The 18,201-nt window shown below is 68.7% G+C and carries 15 protein-coding genes; 2 read left to right on the top strand and 13 right to left on the bottom strand.

The window, feature by feature from the left end:
* Window positions 1-50: 50 nt before the first annotated feature.
* From VL129_RS00660 to mtlD, 10 genes are all read right to left on the bottom strand, one after another.
* On the bottom strand, window positions 51-434 hold the full coding sequence (locus VL129_RS00660; RefSeq protein WP_325409029.1) for a DUF1850 domain-containing protein: 384 nt from the start codon (window positions 432-434) through the stop codon (window positions 51-53).
* Window positions 431-2,455 (bottom strand): TRAP transporter permease, encoded by a 2,025-nt coding sequence (locus VL129_RS00655; RefSeq protein WP_325409027.1) that lies wholly within the window; start codon window positions 2,453-2,455, stop codon window positions 431-433. Before VL129_RS00655 ends, VL129_RS00660 begins: the two co-directional genes overlap by 4 nt.
* 106 nt (window positions 2,456-2,561) lie before the next feature.
* Complete coding sequence (locus VL129_RS00650) at window positions 2,562-3,518, bottom strand: TAXI family TRAP transporter solute-binding subunit (protein ID WP_325409025.1); 957 nt, start codon at window positions 3,516-3,518, stop codon at window positions 2,562-2,564.
* 223 nt (window positions 3,519-3,741) lie between these two features.
* Window positions 3,742-5,097 carry a sigma-54-dependent transcriptional regulator gene (locus tag VL129_RS00645; RefSeq protein ID WP_325409023.1) on the bottom strand — a complete coding sequence of 452 codons (1,356 nt, stop codon included), beginning with the start codon at window positions 5,095-5,097 and terminating at the stop codon, window positions 3,742-3,744.
* Entirely contained in the window at window positions 5,094-6,926 is a 1,833-nt protein-coding gene (locus VL129_RS00640) for a sensor histidine kinase (protein WP_325409021.1), read from the bottom strand. Before VL129_RS00640 ends, VL129_RS00645 begins: the two co-directional genes overlap by 4 nt.
* Before the next feature lie 120 nt (window positions 6,927-7,046).
* On the bottom strand, window positions 7,047-8,231 hold the full coding sequence (gene cfaB / locus VL129_RS00635; RefSeq protein ID WP_325409019.1) for a C17 cyclopropane fatty acid synthase CfaB: 1,185 nt from the start codon (window positions 8,229-8,231) through the stop codon (window positions 7,047-7,049).
* 68 nt (window positions 8,232-8,299) lie between these two features.
* Window positions 8,300-8,812, bottom strand: coding sequence for a ubiquinone anaerobic biosynthesis accessory factor UbiT (gene ubiT, locus VL129_RS00630; RefSeq protein ID WP_414705090.1), 513 nt, complete (start codon window positions 8,810-8,812; stop codon window positions 8,300-8,302).
* Window positions 8,806-9,699, bottom strand: coding sequence for a U32 family peptidase (locus tag VL129_RS00625; protein WP_325409017.1), 894 nt, complete (start codon window positions 9,697-9,699; stop codon window positions 8,806-8,808). Before VL129_RS00625 ends, ubiT begins: the two co-directional genes overlap by 7 nt.
* Before the next feature lie 10 nt (window positions 9,700-9,709).
* On the bottom strand, window positions 9,710-10,705 hold the full coding sequence (ubiU, locus tag VL129_RS00620) for a ubiquinone anaerobic biosynthesis protein UbiU (RefSeq protein WP_325409015.1): 996 nt from the start codon (window positions 10,703-10,705) through the stop codon (window positions 9,710-9,712).
* Between the two features lie 107 nt (window positions 10,706-10,812).
* On the bottom strand, window positions 10,813-12,966 hold the full coding sequence (mtlD, locus tag VL129_RS00615; RefSeq protein WP_325409013.1) for a bifunctional mannitol-1-phosphate dehydrogenase/phosphatase: 2,154 nt from the start codon (window positions 12,964-12,966) through the stop codon (window positions 10,813-10,815).
* A 597-nt stretch (window positions 12,967-13,563) separates the two neighbouring features.
* Here mtlD and VL129_RS00610 point away from each other — a divergent pair.
* On the top strand, window positions 13,564-14,406 hold the full coding sequence (locus tag VL129_RS00610) for a DUF2092 domain-containing protein (protein ID WP_325409012.1): 843 nt from the start codon (window positions 13,564-13,566) through the stop codon (window positions 14,404-14,406).
* Window positions 14,403-15,032 carry a hypothetical protein gene (locus VL129_RS00605; protein ID WP_325409011.1) on the top strand — a complete coding sequence of 210 codons (630 nt, stop codon included), beginning with the start codon at window positions 14,403-14,405 and terminating at the stop codon, window positions 15,030-15,032. Before VL129_RS00610 ends, VL129_RS00605 begins: the two co-directional genes overlap by 4 nt.
* Before the next feature lies 1 nt (window position 15,033).
* Here the strand turns inward: VL129_RS00605 and VL129_RS00600 are convergent, their stop codons facing one another.
* From VL129_RS00600 to VL129_RS00590, 3 genes are read right to left on the bottom strand one after another with little or no spacing between them, the layout of a single operon-like run.
* Window positions 15,034-16,035 carry a hypothetical protein gene (locus VL129_RS00600; RefSeq protein WP_325409009.1) on the bottom strand — a complete coding sequence of 334 codons (1,002 nt, stop codon included), beginning with the start codon at window positions 16,033-16,035 and terminating at the stop codon, window positions 15,034-15,036.
* Between the two features lie 9 nt (window positions 16,036-16,044).
* The gene (locus VL129_RS00595; RefSeq protein ID WP_325409007.1) at window positions 16,045-17,454 is read right to left on the bottom strand and encodes an efflux transporter outer membrane subunit; all 1,410 of its coding nucleotides are present in this window, start codon (window positions 17,452-17,454) and stop codon (window positions 16,045-16,047) included.
* Window positions 17,451-18,143 (bottom strand): efflux RND transporter permease subunit, encoded by a 693-nt coding sequence (locus VL129_RS00590; protein ID WP_325409005.1) that lies wholly within the window; start codon window positions 18,141-18,143, stop codon window positions 17,451-17,453. The genes VL129_RS00595 and VL129_RS00590 overlap by 4 nt, the downstream gene beginning before the upstream one ends.
* Window positions 18,144-18,201 lie beyond the last annotated feature (58 nt).

Raw genomic sequence — 18,201 nt, 5'->3', positions numbered from 1 at the left:
GCCACCGGGGGAGACGCGGGGGTCGCGGCTAAAGCCGCTCCTACAGATGCCTACCGTTCGCAGGGCCAGACTTCGACGGCCGGGCGATCGTGGCGCGGCGGGCCGAGCCAGTCGGCCAGCGGCCGGCAGGCGCCGGCCTGACACAGCTGGTAGTCGCCGGCCTCGGGGGTGCGCCCCAGGCGCAGCTGCGGCAGGACCGGCAGCTGCGGATGGTACTGCCAGCTGCCGTCACGCAGCACGGCACCGTCCGGCACTTCCATGCCGGCGCCGGTGCCGCGGATGCGCGCCGCGTCGAGCCGCAAGCCCTGCGGCGTGACGCGGTAATCCTCTTCCCAGCGGATCTTCTCGATGGTGTGGGTCCAGGCCAGGGTGAACTCGGTGGTGGGCACTTCTGCCCACACCACCCCGGCCAGTCCCAGGCACAGACCGATCATGCGGCGATCGGCTGCGCCCGGCGCGCGCGCCACAGGTGCTGGGCGACCAGCAGGATGCCGAGGCCGAAGCCCAGCTGATCGCTGATCGGCAGCGCCAGCACCAGCGAGACGCCGGCGGCGAACGCTATCAGCCGTTCCCACCAGGCCAGCGGCCGGCTGATGAAGCCGACCACGGCGAAGCTCCACAGGCCAATGGCGAAGGCGCCCTTGACGAACATGTAGATAATCGCTGCCAGGCTGTCGCCCTGCATCATCAGCGCCGGATCATAGACCGCCATGAAGGGCACCACGAAGCCGGCGGCGGCGATGCGCACCGCCCACAGGCTGATCTTGAAGCCGCTGGCCCGGGCGATCGGCGCGGCCGCGAAGCAGGCCAGCGCCACTGGAGGGGTCAGGTCGGCCATCAGCCCGAAATAGAACACGAACATGTGCGAGACGATCAGCGGCACGCCCAGGTCGAGCAGCGCCGGCGCGGCGATGGAGCTGGTGATGATGTAGTTGGGGATGGTGGGGATGCCCATGCCCAGCACCAGGCAGGTGATCATGGTCAGCACCAGCGACAGGAACAGGTTGTTCTGTCCGATGGCCAGGATGTAGCCGGCGAAGGTGGTGGCGATGCCGGTCAGCGACACCACGCCGATGATCACCCCGACCAGGGCGCAGGCGATGCCCACCGGCACCGCGTGGCGGGCGCCTTCGGCCAGCGCGTGCACGCAGGTGCGCAGGGTTTCCCGACCGCCCTTGACGAACCAGCAGGCCGCCACCAGCGCGGCGATCACCCCGAACACCACGCCGATGCCGAGCTTGAAGAACCCCGCGCAGGCGATGCCCAGGGCGATCCAGAAGACCATGCGCAGGGCATTGGAAGACACCTGGAGGATCAGTGCCGAGCCGAGGATGACGATGGCGGTCAGCGCCAGGCCGACGGTACCCGAGAACATCGGCGTGAAGCCGGAGAACAGCAGGTAGACCAGCACCACCAGCGGAATCAGCAGGTACCAGCGCTGCTTGACCGCGGCCAGCGCGCTCGGACATTCGTCCTTGGGCAGGCCCTTGAGGCCGGCGCGCTTGGCTTCCAGGTGGACCATCCAGAACACCGCGCCGAAGTACAGCAGCGCCGGCAACAGCGCGGCCTTGGCCACCTCGACATAGGGCACGTTGATGGTCTCGGCCATGATGAAGGCGACCGCGCCCATCACCGGCGGCATCAGCTGGCTGCCCATGCTGGAGGTGGATTCCACGGCGCCGGCGAATTCCGGCTTGTAGCCGAAGCGCTTCATCAGCGGGATGGTGAACTGGCCGGTGGTCACCACGTTGGCCACGCCGGAGCCGGTGATGGTGCCCATCAGCGCCGAGGACGCCACCGAGACCTTGGCCGGACCGCCGGTGCGGTGGCCGAACATGCCCATGGCGAAATCGGTGAACAGCTTGATCATCCCGGCCTGCTCCAGGAAGGCGCCGAACAGGATGAACAGGAAGATGTAGGTGGCCGACACATAGGTCGGCGTGCCGTAGAGGCCTTCAGTGCCGAAGGACAGCTGGTTGACGATCTGGTCGAAGCCGTAGCCACGGTGGGCCAGGTCGCCCGGCAGGTACTGGCCGAACAGGCCGTAGGCCAGGAACAGCGCGCAGATCAGCGGCAGGGCGATGCCCATCACACGCCGCGCGGCCTCGAACACCAGCACGATCAGCAATACGCCGACGAACATGTCCTCACGGGTCAGATCACCGGAACGCTGGATCAGATCGGCCTCGAAGTGCCATTGGTAGAACGCCGTGGCCATGCCCGCCAGGCCGAGCAGCCAGGCCAGCGGTTGCCAGGGACGGCTGGCGCCACGCGCCGGGTAGGAGAGGTAAATCAGCAGCAGCAAGAAGGCCACGTGGCCGGCGCGCAACACCTGGGTGGATACCGGGTGGAAGGCGGCGGTGATGATCTGGTAGGCGGAAAACAGCAGGGCGACATAGAACAACGTCTTCGGCCACTGGCTGGGGCTGACGTTCAGCCCTTGTTGCTCGCTCATGGAAAACTCCCCGGAGACGGCGTGGAATCAATCGAAAGGAACGACCAGACCCCCGGCTGTCGTCGGGGGGCTGGCAAGGCGGGCGGAGGCCCGCCGGGGATCGTGCTTACTTCAGCACGCCCACTTCACGGTAGTAGCGCTCGGCACCCGGGTGCAGCGGAATCGGCAGGCCCTTGACCGCGTTTTCCAGGGTGATGCCCTTGGCCGCGGAGTGGGCGTTGCCCAGGCGCTCCAGGTTCTCGAAGGCCAGCTTGGTCATCTGGTAGGCAACCTCGTCGGAAACCTTCTCGTGGGTGACCAGCATGTTGGTGATCGACGCGGTCATCACGTCCTTGTCCTGGCCGTCATAGGTGCCGGCCGGAATCGGGCGCGACTGGTATACCGGGCTGCCGATCTTCTCGACCACGGACGTGGGGATTTCCACGAAGGTGGTCGGCATCATTGCCGCCAGGTCACGGATCGCCGCCATGCCCAGACCGGAGGACTGCAGGGTGGCGTCCAGCTGACGGTTCTTGATCAGCTCGACCGACTCGGCGTAGGGCAGGAACTCCACGCGGCCAAGGTCTTCGTAGCTCAGGCCGGCAGCCTTGAAGATGGCGCGGGCGTTCAGCTCGGTGCCGGACTTGGGCGCGCCGACGGACACGCGCTTGCCCTTCAGGTCGGCCAGGGTCTTGATGCCGGATTCCTTGCTGGCCACCACCTGGATGTAGTTCGGGTAGATGGCGGCGATGGCGCGCAGCTTGTTCAGCGGCGCCTTGAAACCGGCGTCGGCGTTGCCCTTCCAGGCGTCGTCCACCGAGTCGCCCAGCGAGAAGGCCAGCTCGCCGCGACCGGCCTGCAGCAGGTTGAGGTTTTCCACCGAGGCCTTGGTGGCCTGCACCGAGGTGCGGGCGCCATCGATGCCGTTGCCGTACAGCTGGGACAGGGCCACGCCGATCGGGTAATACACACCGCTGGTACCGCCGGTGAGTACGTTGATGAAGGTGGGTGCGGCGACAGCCGCAGTGCTGGCAGTGAAGGCGACAGCGGCCGCGAACAGGCCGAAGCGTTTGCTCATGCGCATGGGTTGCAACTCCTTTTTTATTGGGCAGACCCCGCAAGGGGCGAAGCCATTTCGACCCGACGGTCGAAGGGCTTCCCAATACCCTAGCAGGAGCTGTGCCAGCGGCTCCGCAGGCCCGGCGCAGGCCCGCCTGGCGGACCTTGGCGAGCCTCTGGCGGTTCTCCGACGCCAGAGAATCAGCGGGAATCCGCTCATTACCGGTCGGGCATCGGCAAGAATCCGCCTATTCCGACTCCGTATCGCTGACCCCGGCCGGCAGATAACGACTGCGTTGCAGGCCATGGCGCTGCATCTTTTCGTTGAGGGTGCGCCGCGGCAGCTGCAGCAAGGCCATCACTTCGGCGATGTTGCCCTGGCAGCGTTGCAGTGCCTGGTGCAGGCACTGCGCCTCGAAGGCTTCCATCTGCGCGGCCAGCGATTGGCTGGCCGGCGTCCGCGCCAGCCCCGGGCTGCCCAGGCCCAGCACATGGCGTTCCGCCGCGTTGATCAGCTCACGCACGTTGCCCGGCCAGTCATGGGCCAGCAGCCGCGCCATGTCCGCCGGCTGCAGCGGCGGCGCGGCGCGGCCATGCCGCTCGGCGGCCTGGCGGGTGTAGTGGTCGAACAGCAGCGGAATGTCCTCGCGCCGCGCGCGCAGCGGCGGCACTTCGAGCTCCGCCACGTTCAGGCGGTACAGCAGGTCCTCGCGAAAGCGGCCGGCGCGCACCTCGTCGTGCAGGTCGGGCTTGGCGGCGCTGATCACCCGCACGTCGACGCGGATGCTGCGGTTGGAGCCCAGGCGTTCCAGGCTCTGCTCCTGGATCACGCGCAGCAGCTTGACCTGCTGGGCCAGCGGCATGCTCTCGATCTCGTCGAGGAACAGGCTGCCGCCGTCGGCGTGCTCGATGCGCCCGATGCGCTTGCCCTGCGCGCCGGTGAAGGCGCCGCTCTCGTGGCCGAACAGCTCGCTCTCGAAGATGCTCTCCGGAATCGCCGCGCAATTGAGGGCGACGAACTCGCGCCCGGCGCGCGGGCTGAAGTCGTGCAGGCTGCGCGCCACCAGCTCCTTGCCGCTGCCGGTCTCGCCACGGATCAGCACGTTGACCGGCGCGCCGGCCAGCTCCAGCACCTGCTGACGCAATTGCACCATGGCCGGCGAAGCGCCCAGCAGCAGGCCGTCCAGCTGCCCCTTGCGCGCCACCTGGGCGCGCAACTGGCGGTTTTCCATCACCAGCCGGCGGGTATCCAGGGCGCGGCGCACGCTGTCCAGCAGGCGCTCGGGACTGAACGGCTTCTCGATGAAGTCGTAGGCACCGCGCTGCATGGCCTGCACCGCCATGTTCACATCGCCGTGGCCGGTGACCAGGATCAGCGGCAGCTCGCGGTCGATGTCCGCCAGGCGTTCGAGCAGTTGCAGGCCATCACAGCCGGGCATGCGCACGTCGCTGACCAGCACGCCGGGGAAGTCGCGGCCGAGCAGCGGCAGCGCCTCGGCGACCCCGGCGCAGACGCGCACGCTGACGCCGGACAGCTCCAGCCACTGGCGCACCGCCTGGCGGATGGCCGCCTCATCGTCGATAAACAGCACTTCGGTGCTCATGCCCGTTGCCTCTCGTTCCTGCCTGCATCCTCCACCGCCGGCAAACGCAGGGTAAAGATGGCGCCCTGCTCGCCGTTGGCGGCCTGCAGGCTGCCGCCCAGGTCGCGCAGGATGCCATAGGAAATTGCCAGGCCCAGCCCCAACCCCTCGCCCACCGGCTTGGTGGTGAAGAAGGGGTCGAACAGGCTGGGCAGGTGCTGCGGATCGATGCCGCCGCCGTTGTCGGCCACTGACAGCGCCCAACAGTCACCGTCGCGACGCGTACTGATGCACACACAGGGCGCCGGCTGGTCAGCGCAGGCGTCCAGGGCGTTGTCCAGCAGGTTGACCAGGACCTGCTCGACGCGGATCGCCTCGCCCAGCACCTCGGCGCGCGGGTCCACCGCCAGCTCCACGCGCACCTCCGCCCCCCGCAGGCGCGGCGCCAGCAGCTGCAGCGCGCGCTCCACCACCGGCGCCAGGTGCAAATGTTCGCGCAGCCCGCCGGGGCTGTTGCGGGCGAAAGTCTTCAGGTGGCCGGTCAGCGCGCTCATGCGCGCGACCAGCGCGTCGACCTGCTCCAGTGCCTCCGCCATGTCGGCGGCGCGACCGCTGCGCTGCAGCAGCTGCAGGCTGCCCAGCTGCATGCGCAGCGCGGTCAGCGGCTGGTTCAGCTCATGGGCCAGGGCGGCGGACATCTGCCCCAGCGCGGCCAGCTTGGCGGCCTGCACCAGGCCGTCCTGGGTGCGGCGCAATTCCTCGGTGCGCTCGACCACCAGGCGTTCCAGCTCGGCGCGGCTGCGCCGCAGCAGCTGGCGGTTGCGCCGACGCTGCAGCCCGTAGAGGGTGCCGAAGGCCAGTGTCATCCACAGGGCGGCGGCGATCAGCCGGTAAGCGAGGACCGTGTTGGCGACCACTGCGGGGTCCTGCAGCAGGTGCAGGGTCCAGTCCTCGGTGGGCAGCGCCTGGCGCTGCCAGAAGTAGTCGCGCGGGCCGTCCGGCCCGTGCAGGCGACGCAGCTCGCCATCGGCAAAGTCGAGGCGCGGCTCGCTGTGCAGGGCACGCAGGTTCTGTTCGGCGTACTTGCGCTCGGCCAGCAGGCGCGCGCGCTGTTCGGGGCTCAGCGGCTGCAGGTGGCCGAAGCGCCAGGCGGGCCGGTTGCTGAGGATCACCACGCCGTGGTCGTCGCTGATCAGCAGGGTGCCGTGCTGACCCACCCAGTCGCGCTGCAGCTCCTCCAGCTCCAGCTTGACCACCAGCACGCCGAGCGGCTCGCCATCCTCTACCCGCCGCGAGAAGAAGTAACCAGGAATCCCGGTGGTGACGCCCACCGCGAAATAGCGGCCGGCGCCCTGCTCCAGCGCATTGCGAAAATACGGGCGGAACCGGTAGTCGTGGCCGACGAAGCTGCTCGGCTCGTTCCAGTTGCTGGCCGCCAGCGTCTGGCCATCGCGATCCAGCACGTACAGCACGCTGGAACCGGCGGCCTGGTTGAGGCGCTCCAGCCGCTCATTGAGTGCCTGGCGCAACGCCGGGTTGTGCGGGTCGCGCAGCAGGCGGTGCACGGCGCTGTCCTCGGCGAGCAGCGCCGGCAGGGCGCGGAAGCGCTCCACCAGGGTATGCAGGTTCTGCCGGTACAGCTCCAGTTGCGCGCGGCCCTCCAGGCTGCGCGCTTCCCAGGCGCTGCGCTCGCCCAGCCGGCCGCCCAGCCAGGCACAGAACAGCCCGCCGCAGACGATCAGCAGCACGGTGAACAGCACGGAACGACGCAGACGGGGCACGACACGACTCGGCAGACGAAAGGACCGGCATGGTATGCCAGGCTGCGCGCGCGCGCAGCCCGCCTCCATCGGGTCGCGCCGCCCCCGTTTGTTGTAGGAGCGGCTTCAGCCGCGAGCTTTTGGCCATGACCGCACGAAAGGCATCGCGGCTGAAGCCGCTCCTACGGCCGCTCCTACAGGTTCGGTGCCTCAGGCGTACAGGTCGGCGCGGCTCCAGGGCAGCCTGTGCGACCCGTCGGCCAGCGGCCGCACGGCGAGGATCTGGTGCAGGTTGATCCAGTTGTGCCGGAACCCGTAGGCGCAGCCGGCCAGGTACAGGCGCCAGATGCGCAGGATCTTCTCGTCGACCAGTCGGGCGGCTTCCGCCAATCGGGCCTCGAGGTTGCCGCTCCAGAACTCCAGGGTGCGCGCGTAGTGCAGGCGCAGGCCTTCCACATCCACCACATCCAGGCCCTGCTCGCTCATCTGGGCGATGGCGGTGGACAGGTGCGGCAGTTCGCCGTGGGGGAACACGTAGCGCCCGATGAACTCGCCGGCGCCGCGGCCGACCTGCCGGCCGTCCGGATAGCGCGCGGTGATGCCGTGGTTGAGCACCAGGCCGCCCGGCTTCACCGCGTCGAACAGGTGACGGAAGTACAGCCCCAGGTTGGCGTGACCCACGTGTTCGAACATGCCGACGCTGACCACCTTGTCGAAGCGACCGTCGCCGGGCAGGTCGCGGTAGTCCATCAGCTCCAGGCTCACGCGATCCGCGAGGCCCTCGGCGGCGACCCGCTCGCGGGCCAGCGCCAGCTGCTGGCGACTCAGGGTGATGCCGGTGACCTGGGCGCCGTACTCCCGGGCGGCGAAACGCGCGAGGCCGCCCCAGCCACAGCCGACATCCAGCAGCCGATCGCCCGGCTGCAGGCGCAGCTTGCGGCACAGGTGATCCAGCTTGGCGCGCTGCGCCGTGGCCAGGTCTTCCGTGCCGGTCGGGAAATAGGCACAGGAGTAGACCATCTCCGGATCCAGCCACAGGGCATAGAAGGCATTGGACAGGTCGTAGTGGTAGGCGATGGCGTCGGCGTCGGTCTGCCGGTCATGGGCCTCGCGCGCCTCGGGCGTGACGCTGTCGCCCACCCCCATGGCGGTGCTGAGCTGATCGGCCAGGGCGATGACGTCGGGCAGCGGCCCCTGCAGGTCCAGGCCGCCGTCGATATAGGCGCCGGCCAGGGCGTCCAGGCGCGGGCTCGCGAGCAGGGCGAGCAGCGCCGGGTCCTTGATGTCCAGGGTGACGCGCGGGTCCGGGCCAAGCTCCAGTTGCTGGCCATCCCAGAGCCGCAGACGCAGCGGCAGGCGCAGCGCGCGCAAGGCCGGGGGGAGAGTCGCCTGCATGTTCCAGTTCCTCCGTTGGGGGTCTGGAACTCAAGCGTAGACCAGCGCGGCGGCGCGCCGCCGCGCGGTTACAGGCTGGCGGCGGGCTGTGCCGGCTGGGCGTCCGCCTTGGCCGCCTCGCCCAGCGTGCGCAGCAGCTGCCAGAGCCAGGCCGGCATGTCGTCCGGATCCAGGCTGTCGAGCAGGTTCTTGATCGCCAGGCCCAGGTCGGTGTCGCCCTCGATCACCAAGCGCCGGCGGAAGAACAGCGTGTCCGGGTCTTCCTGGCGGCTGGCCAGCAGCAGGAATTCCTTCCACTGCCCGCGAATGCACACGTCGGCGCTGTCGCCGCGCACCAGCCGCAGCCCGCCCGGCGTGCGGGTGATGTTCCAGGCCAGGCCCAGGTCGCTGACTTCCAGGCGCAGCCAGCGGCCGTCGAGCAGGTCGAAGGCGCCGTCGGCCAGCGGCGCGGCGAAGATGCGCGCCACCGCGCGCTCCAGCACCTGCTTCTGGACGATGAAGGGCACATGGCGACTGAGGGGCAGCAGCGGTGCGCCGACTTTCAGGGCCAGGCGCGCCAGTTTCGGACTGAGGGTCAGCACAGGCCCACCTCCTCGGCACGCAGCATGCCGGGCTGGCCGTACCAGTAGCCGTTGCAGCCGTCGATGGCCAGTGGCGGCAGGGCGCCGCCGCGCACCGCGTCGAAGCCGCGGACGATCTCGGCCATGCCTTCGGCGCGCGGGCTCAGGCGCAGGATGTCGACGCCGCTGTCGCGCAGCTGCGGATATTCGGCGAGCAGGTTGCAGACCTTGGCCGACATGGTCTGGATGCCGTTGATGGTGAACATCGCCTCGCCCTCCTGGCTGAGCAGCGGAATGCCTTCCGGGTAGTTCTGGCAGACGAATTCGCAGTCGTCCTTGGGGCGGTTTTCGGCGCGGGCGGTGAAGCAGCGCGCCGAATAGGCCAGCGGCAGGTGACCGTAGGCGAACAGCTCCACTTCCGGGCGGGCCACGCCCAGCGCATCCAGCTGCTGCAGGCTGTCACGCACCAGTGCGCCGGAGACTTCCACCGGCGGGCACCAGCGGCGCATGCCCATGTCGATCAGCTCGGCCAGCGCGTGACCGTTATAGATGTTGAGGGCCGGGCCGGCGACGAACGGCAGACGGCTCTCGCTGAGCATCTGCACCGCACCGATGTCGTTGGCCTCCACCAGCAGTTCGCCGTTGTTGCACAGGCGGCGCAGGCTGGACAGCTCGCTGGCCGCCTCGATCAGCGTCAGTCCGGAGAGCACCAGCTCGGCCTGGCAGCCGGCTTCGCGCAGCTCGCGGGCCAGGCCCAGCCAACCGTCGAGGCTGAAGGCGCGGCGCTTGGAGCACACGGTTTCGCCCAGGTAAATGATGTCCAGCGGCTGCTCGAGCATCTCGGCGTAGAAGTTCTGCAGTTTTTCGCGGGTCCAGTAGAACAGGACCGGTCCCAGACTGAGTTTCATGCGGCTCTCCTCACTGCCAGGCACGGTGGTAGGCGCCCAGGGTGGTCTGGCTGCCTTCCGACAGCCCGCCCAGCGCGGCGCGCCAGCCGGGCTGCACGGTGAAGCCCTTGGGCGCGCGCTTGTAGGCATCCAGCGCCTCGCGCCAGACGTGGGTGACCTGCTCGACATAGGCCGGGCTGCGCTGGCGGCCTTCGATCTTCACGGCGGCAATCCCGGTCGCGGCCAGCTCGGGTATCAGGTCCAGGGTATTCAGGCTGGTGGGCTCTTCCAGGGCGTGGAAGCGCTGGCCGTTGACCATGAAGCGGCCCTTGCACAGGGTCGGGTAGCCGGCGGCCTCGCCGTCGGCGTAGCGGTCGATGAGCACGCCGTTGAGGCGCGAGCTGAGGCCCTGGGCCTCCTGTTCCCAGCGCACCGCCTTGGCCGGCGAGCAGACGCCGCACAGGTTGGGCGACTCACCGGTGATGTAGGACGACAGGTGGCAGCGGCCCTCGGCCATGATGCACAGGCTGCCGAAGGCGAAGACTTCCAGCGGCACCGTGGTCTTCTCCGCCAGCGCCTTGACCTGCGCCAGCGACAGCACGCGCGGCAGCACCGCGCGCTTGATGCCGTAGCGCTGCTGGAACAGCGCCAGCGCGGCCGGATTGGTGGCCGAACCCTGCACCGAGAGGTGCAGGTTGAGCCGCGGATGGCGCTTGCTGGCGTAGGCCAGCACGCCGGGGTCGGCGCAGATCAGCGCATCGACGCCCAGGTCGGCGGCGCGATCCACCGCCGCCTGCCAGCGCTGCCAGCCGCCGGGCTGCGCATAGGTGTTGACGGCGATGTACAGCTGGCGGCCTTCCTTTCGAATCAGCTGCAGACCGGTGTCCAGCTGCTTGTCGTCCAGGTTCAGGCCGGCGAAATGGCGGGCATTGGTGTCATCGCGAAAGCCGACGTAGATCGCATCGGCACCCTGCCGCACCGCGGCCTTCAGGGCAGGCAGACTGCCCGCCGGACAAACCAGTTGCATGGCAACACCTCAAGCGCAGTAAACCGACCGCACTTTAGGCGCATGTCGCGCAATCACCCTTGATGGTCGTCAATCAAACCGTGCCGCGGGCAGGGCGTGCCGGGCGTTCACGCCGTTTCGCGAGCGGGGTCCTTCGCCAACGGCCAGTCCCAGTGCGACGCTTGAGGATCCTGCAGGCGTTCCACATGGCCGGCGATCCGGGCGATCAGGGCCCGATCCGCCAGCGCGTCGAGCCCGGCGTAGGCACGTCCCTGGTAGTCGCTGGCATCGGTCAGCACATCCGCAACCGAACGGCGCCGCTCATACACCTCGCGGATCCACAGGCACTCCTTGTCTTCCGAGCCGGAGTAACGCAGCGCATAGACAATGCCCAGGGCCGTGCCGAATTCCAGCATCGGCGTCGCAATTCCGTGGCGGGCGGCCAGTTCGATGTTGCCGAGGATCCGCTCCTTGCGCTGCAGCTTGCGGCGCGGATCACGACCGACACGCGCGCAGGCATCCTTGAAGGACTCCTCGCAGCGCTTGAGGAAGCGCTCGACAAAGGTGTCGATGTGCGTCTTCAGCGCCGGGTTGTGCGCCAGCATCGCCGGCCTGATCTCCTGCTCCAGCAGGCGACGCACCAGGCGTCGTACCCGTTGGTCGCCCATGCCCTGACCGATGGTGCGATAACCCAGCAGCGCCGAGTACCAACCGATGATCGCGTGGGTGCCGTTGAGCATCTTGTTCTTGATCGCCTGGATCTCTCCGATGTCGTCCACCGTGCGCACCTGGCGCAGGCGCTCGAGGATGGCGCTGCCGCGCTCGGCGTACAACGCCATCTCCGGCCCGCTGTGGAACAGCACGATGTTCAGCGCCGCCAGGGCCCGATCCATTTGCGCCGCTTCGGTCAAGCGGTCCACCAGCGACTCGACACCCAGCACGCCAGGCTCCCGCGGCAGCATTCCGAACCCGCCGTCCGGGACGACGGCGGAAAAGCTGCCGACATTGATACGCACCTGCTTGAGCAGCGCCTCGCGGGAGACCCGCGACACGATACGGTTGACCACCGTCTCGGCGAAGGTTGTCGCCGCCAACACCTCGGCCACCTCCTCCGCCGCCAGTCGCTGCTCCAGCGCCCGGCCGACGCAACGCCGCACATAGGCCGCCCCACCCACCTTGTTCAGGGCCACCAGCACGGTCAGCGGTCCGCGCCGCGCCCGCTGGCGCGCAATGAGGCCGTCGGCGATCAGCCCGGCCTGCTGGGCAATGGCGCCTTCCGGCAGGCTCAGGCCGACGATTTCGGCCTGTGCATAGAGCGCGATCACCGCCGCCTCATCGTCGGCGGCGATCAGGCGCACCCGGTCGATGGTCTGCTCGAACGCCTGATCCGGGTAATGCACGCTGTACTTGCCATAGGCGTTGACCAGGTCGCGCAGCAGCCGATTGTTGGTCACGCCGACGATTTCCGCCGGTCGGGTATAGCCATCCCAGTGGGCGAACAGTTGCGCCAGGTAGCCGCCACCGATGGCGCCGAAACCGTGGATGGCGGCGATATGTTCGTTATAGGACTGCGGAAAGGGATCGGTCGGCGCCGGCACCGGCAGCAGCGGCGTGCAGGGTGTCAGGTCTTCCAGAAACGCCTCCAGACTCTCGTAGGCGCGCAGGGCCTTGGCCTTGATCGCCGGGGCCGGCTCCTTGATGTCCTTGAGCAGGATCGGCAGGCCTCCGCAGGCCGCACCGGACAGCAGGCCGTTCTCCGAGTCCTCGAAGACCAGGCAGTGTGCCGGCGCACAGCCCAGGGCTGCCGCCGCGCTCTGGAAGATCTCGGGATGGGGCTTGCCCTGGCTGACCTCGTCACCACAGACCGTGGCATCGAAGTACTTCAGCACATTGGCGTTGATCAGGTACTCCTCGGCGATGGCGCGCCGGCTGGAGGTTGCCACCGCCAGGCGCAGGCCGCTTTTCTTCAGGCGCTCCAGGACCTCGTAGAGTCCGGCCTTCACCGGCACGCCATGGGCGCGCACATGGGCCAGCTCCAGCGCATCGGCGCGGGCGCGGATCTCGACATAGGGGTAGTCCGCACCGTAGCGCGACTTGGCCAGTGCCTCGGCCTTGAGGGCGCTCAGCCCGAGCGAGCCCAGCAATATCTCGTCGTCGATGGCTGCGCCGAACAGCTCAGTGGAGGCTTGTCGTAAGGTCTGAAAACGCAGGCGCTCGGTATCGAACATGGTGCCGTCCATGTCGAACAGCGCGGCCTGGATGAAATGTCCATGGAAGTTCATAGGGATTCTCCTTGACTTCAGCCACCGCCGATTGACGCGACGATTGCTGGCCCTGCACGCGCAGGGCCTCCCGACGCCGGCGGTGTGAGGATGGGCCGTCACCACGGGGGTGACGCAAAGGGAGGGCAGTGACGAGACCTGTCCAGGTCCCACAGCCGGCTCGGCCCGGCAGGACCATCCGAGGGAAGGCGCGCCGGACAACGATGGGCGTGCAGACAGCGATGCGGAGTTCCTCCTTCGATTTCGGCCCGCAAGGGCCGCCGAATTAGGCGAACCGCCCAAGGACAGTACGTCTCGCACTGAAAAGGCAGTGAGCAAGGTGCTCAACAAGAATGCAGATGAAGCATCTGCCGCCATTGATGGCAGCCGGGGAGTCTACCCCACCTCACCCCCAAAAACACATTCGCGGCGGATGGGCGCAGATCGCAGACGAATGATCGTAGATCCTGGGGACTGGCTGGCCACGACACGGCAGCTCGGCCGCAGGCGATGCCGTACGCCCGCCTGCCCCACGCATTGACCGGAGCGAACTACAGTGAAACACGTGGCCTCCCGAGGCCCCGTTGCCATCCCCTGCAGGGGAACGTGCGAGGCCGTATGGATAAGCATCCGAAGCATTCGCCAATCGCCCGGCTTCTGGGTGGTCTGACGCTGATCGCCCTGGTGCCCTTCACGCCGGGCAGCGTCCAGGCCGAAGCGGACGAGGCCATGGACATCCTGCTGGGCATGACCGACTTCCTGGCCGGCCAGCCCCGCTTCAGCGTCGCGGTCCAGAGCAGCTATGACGCGGTCCAGCCGGACGGCCAGAAAATCGAATTCGCCGAGACGCGGCGCCTGCTGCTGGCGCGGCCCGATCACCTGCGGGTCGAGCTTGAGGAAAGCGACGGCCTGCACCACCAGCTCCTCTACGACGGCAGCCAGATATCCCTCGCCACCCCGCAGAGCCGGGTCTATGCGCAGGTCAATCGGCCGGGCACGGTGGACGACGCGGTCAGATTCTTCATCCGCGACCTCGACATGCGCCTCCCTTTCGCGGTGTTGCTGGTCAGCAGCGCCAGCGACGATCTGCGACGGCGCACCCGGCAAATCGATTACGTGGAGGAGACCCGCCTGGCCGGCGTGACCGTCCACCACCTCGCCGGCCGTACCGACAGCGTCGACTACCAGGTGTGGGTCCGCGACGGCGACACGCCCCTGCCGGTGCGCCTGGTGCTGACCTATCCGGATGCCGACGGGCAGCCGCAGTTCCGGGCGGACTTCCGCGACTGGGATCTGGCACCGGCCCTTCCCGATGATGCGTTCGTCTTCACGCCGCCCGCCGACGCCCGGCAGATCTCCTTCGCCAGCGAGCTGCCGGTCAGCGTGATGCCGGCGCCCGACGGCGCTACCCCGCCGGCCGAAAGCCCGGCGGGCGGCGAGCGGACCGGAGAGCAGCCATGAACTCGCTCGCCAGAACCCGCCTGACCGGCCTGATCGCCACCCTGTTGCTGCTGGGCCCCGCCCTGCAGGACAGCGACGCCCTTGGCCGTGGCGGTGGAGGTTTCTCCCGGGGGGGCGTGGCCGCCTCGGGCGCCTTTTCCGCGCGCGTCAGTGCGCCCGGTCACGCCGCAACGCGACCGGAGATTTCCCGGCCCACTCCGCCACCTTCGGCCGAGCAACGGCCGCCACGGGAGCGGCCGCCGCCCACCAGTCAGCGGTTGCCGGGGGGCTACCCGCCGCCGGGTAGCCAGCAGCCACCGGAAGGCCGCCCGCCGCCGCTCCCACCGCCGCACGATCACGACATCGATTGGGACGACGACTGGGACCATTCGGACGCGGCGGCGGGCTTCGTCGTCGGCGCGGCGGCCGGCGCGCTGGTCAACGAAGCGCTGCAACCCGACGTGCAGGTCACGGAGGTGACGGCGCTGACCACCAGCGCCCCCGCGCCGGTGGCCGTCACCAGCCTGCCCTGTTCCCCCGCGTCCAGCCTGGTGGGCGGCGTCACCTACTACCGCTGCGGCAGCACCTATTACGTCCAGGCCTACGCACAGGGCAGCCTGCTGTACGTACCCGTGGCGCCACCCTGATCTACGGGGCCCGGAGCGCCGGCCGCTCCGGCGCTTCGAGCCGCGAGGTCAGCTGCCGCTCGAGGGTGTCGTCCAGGTAGTGCACCCCAGCCATCACACCACGGTCGCGGCTGCGTAGCCATTCGCGCCATTCCGTGTCGAACGCCGCGCTCATGCTCTTGCGCAGCAGCGCTTCCTGCTCCGGCCGCTGGTGCTCACGCATCAGCGCAGTCACGCCCATCATCCCGAAAGACAGCAGTGCACCCGCCGGGCCGATCATGGCCGACACCACACCCGTGATGCCGCCGGCAGTCAGCTCATTCGTCAACTGGCGGCTGGCCTGCGTTGCCACGGACGAGATACCGCCATCCTCGGACCAGAGTGCGACTTCGGCGGGCGCCTTGTGGATATGTGCCGTCAGGGCGCGATAGGCGGGCAGCCGGTCGAGACGCTCGTTGCCGATCAGTTGCTGAAGCGAGGCATTCCGGTTCGGCGGCGGGGCCAGGGCGATGGCGGGAATCCCCTCCAGCCAACGCTCGAACTGGTCGGCGGGCACCCCGTAGCGCGGTGGAATCCTCGCCAGCAGCTCGGCCATCAGCCAGACATAGAAGCGCACCGTGCGCTCCCTGATCCGTACGGGATCGGTCTCCCGCGCCACCGGCACCAGCACGCGCTTGCGGTATTGCTGCTGCAGGTAAAGCGCCAACCGGTCGACCACCTCATCGTTTTCATCGCCAGCGCTCAGTCGGTACCAGGACAGCTTCACGCTCAGCCACTGGTGGGTCCGGTAGCTGAAAAACCAGGGGATGAAATCCGTCTCGGTGCGCTGATAGACCAGCGTGCGCCACTCCTGCATGGCGTCACGGGCGAACTGCTCGGCCTGCTCGGTGGCATTTTGCGAGGCGGCGAGGATGTCGCGGTCGATCTGCCGCCAGGTGCCCGGCGCAACAGTCACCGGCGGTGGGCGGGCCGCGCAACCGGCCAACACAACCATCCAGACCACCAGCAGCAGGCACTTCATCATGCGGCGGCCTCACTCCGGCGCCTCGTCGGCCAGCCACCCGCCACCGAGCGCGCGGTACAAGCTCACCACCGCGCTCAACTGCTGCTGCCCTGTCTGCGACTCCAGCAGTTCCGCCTGGAACAGGCTGCGCTCCGCATCCAGCACTTCGAGGTAACTGACCAGGCCACCGTCATACCGCGCCCGCGACAGCCGCGCCGCGTTGCGCGCCGCCGCCAGTTGGCGCTGGCGAGCCAGATGCTCGTCGCGTGACGTGCGCACGCGGGTCAGGGAGTCATCCACATCGCGCAGGCCATTCAGGACAGCCTGCTCATAGCCCAGCCGCGCCTGTTCGGCACGCTGCCGCTGCGTTTCTTCCACCGCCCTGAGCTGCCCGGCGTTGAAGATCGGGGCAAACAGGTTGGCGAGGAGATTCCAGCTTTCATTGCCGCTGTCCACCAGGTCGCTCAGGTCTCGGCTGGCGTAGCCGAGGCTGCCGGTCAGCGACAGGGACGGCAGCCGCTGAGCGCGCGCGATGCCGATGCGCGCGGTCTCGGCGGCCAGTTGTTGCTCGGCGGCCAGGACATCCGGGCGCCGCTCCAGCAGGCTGAGCGGCAGGCCTGCCGGCACCTCGACCGGCAGGCCTTGCCGCGTCAGTTGCGCGCCGCGCGCAATGACCCGTGGCCGCGAGCCGACCAGTACGCTCAGGGCGTTCTCGGTCTCGCGCACCGCGCGCTCGAAGGCGGCCACCGATGCCTGGGCGTCGGCGGCCTCGATCTCGGCCTGGTTGACGTCCAGCTCCGGCACCGTGCCCTTGCCGTACCGCTGGCGGATGATGCTCAGCGAGTCCTCACGCGACGCCTGCGTGCGGATGGCGATGCGATGCCGGTTGTCCAGATCCAGCAATTGGAAATAGCTGATGGCCACCGAGGCGATCAGCGAGATGGTCACGTTGCGCGCGGTCGCCTCGGTGCTCAGCAGATCCGCGCGCGCCGCCTCGGTGGCCCGGCGCAGCTTGCCCCACAGATCGATCTCGAACGACGCCACGCCGCTGAGGGAAAAACTGTTGTCGGTCACGCCGCCACCCAGCGCGTCCTCGCTGGTCGACGCCCGGCCCGCGCCCGCCTGGATGTCGAAGAAGGGGAACTGGTTGGCGCGCACCACGCTCAGGATCGCCGCCGCCTCTTCGATGCGCGCCAGGGCGACGCCGAGGTCGCGGTTGTTGGCCAGCGCCTCCTCGATCAGCGCCTCGAGGGTGGGATCGGCGAACAGCCCCCACCAGGGCAGGTTGGCGAAGGTGTCATCGACCGGTGCCGGCTCGCGGTAGCTGGGTGGCATGTCGAGGGGGGGCCGCTGGTAATCCGGCCCGACCATGCAGCCAGCGAGCAGCAGGCCGCCCGCCAGCAAGGCGATGTGCACGGGGCGCGCCGCGCCGCCGCTCATGGCTCGGCTTCCTCGCCAACCGTGCCGGCGGCCGGGGCCGGATGCTTGCGGCGGGTGAGGTAGCGCTCGACGACCACGAACAGGCCGGGCACCAGCACGACGCCCACCAGGGTGGCAGTGAGCATGCCGGCGAACGCGGTCATGCCCATGATCTTGCGCGCCTCGGCGCCGGCGCCACTGGCCAGAATCAGCGGGATCACCCCCAGGATGAAGGCGAACGAGGTCATCAGGATCGGCCGGAAGCGCAGCCGCGCAGCGGCCAGCGCAGCCTCCACCGGCTCCTTGCCGCGCTCGATTTCCGTGCGGGCGAATTCGACGATCAGGATGGCGTTCTTCGCCGCCAGGCCGATGAGCATCACCAGGCCGATCTGGGCGAACACGTTGTTCTCGTAGCTGGCGCTGAAAAAGCGCGCGACCCACAGGCCGAACATGGCCCCGCAGATGGCGATCGGTGTGCCAAACAGCACGCCGAAGGGCAGCGACCAGCTTTCGTACTGCGCCGCGAGGATCAGGAAGACGAACACCAGCGCCATGACGAACACCAGGCTACCGGAGCCCTCGGCCGCCTTTTCCTGGTACGACATGGCGTTCCAGGCATAGGACATGTCGCTGGGCAGCATCGCGGCGGCCACCTCCTCCAGGGCCTGCAGCGCCTGCGTCGAGGTATAGCCCGGCGCGGCCGAGATCACCGGCCGGCCCGCGCCGGGCTATACCTCCTCCAGGGCCTGCAGCGCCTGCGTCGAGGTA

It is taken from the genome of Pseudomonas sp., assembly GCF_035497915.1.
Classification (GTDB): Bacteria; Pseudomonadota; Gammaproteobacteria; order Pseudomonadales; family Pseudomonadaceae; genus Serpens.
Note: the sequence above shows the minus strand (reverse complement) of the source record. Positions and strands in the feature narration are given on the sequence as shown.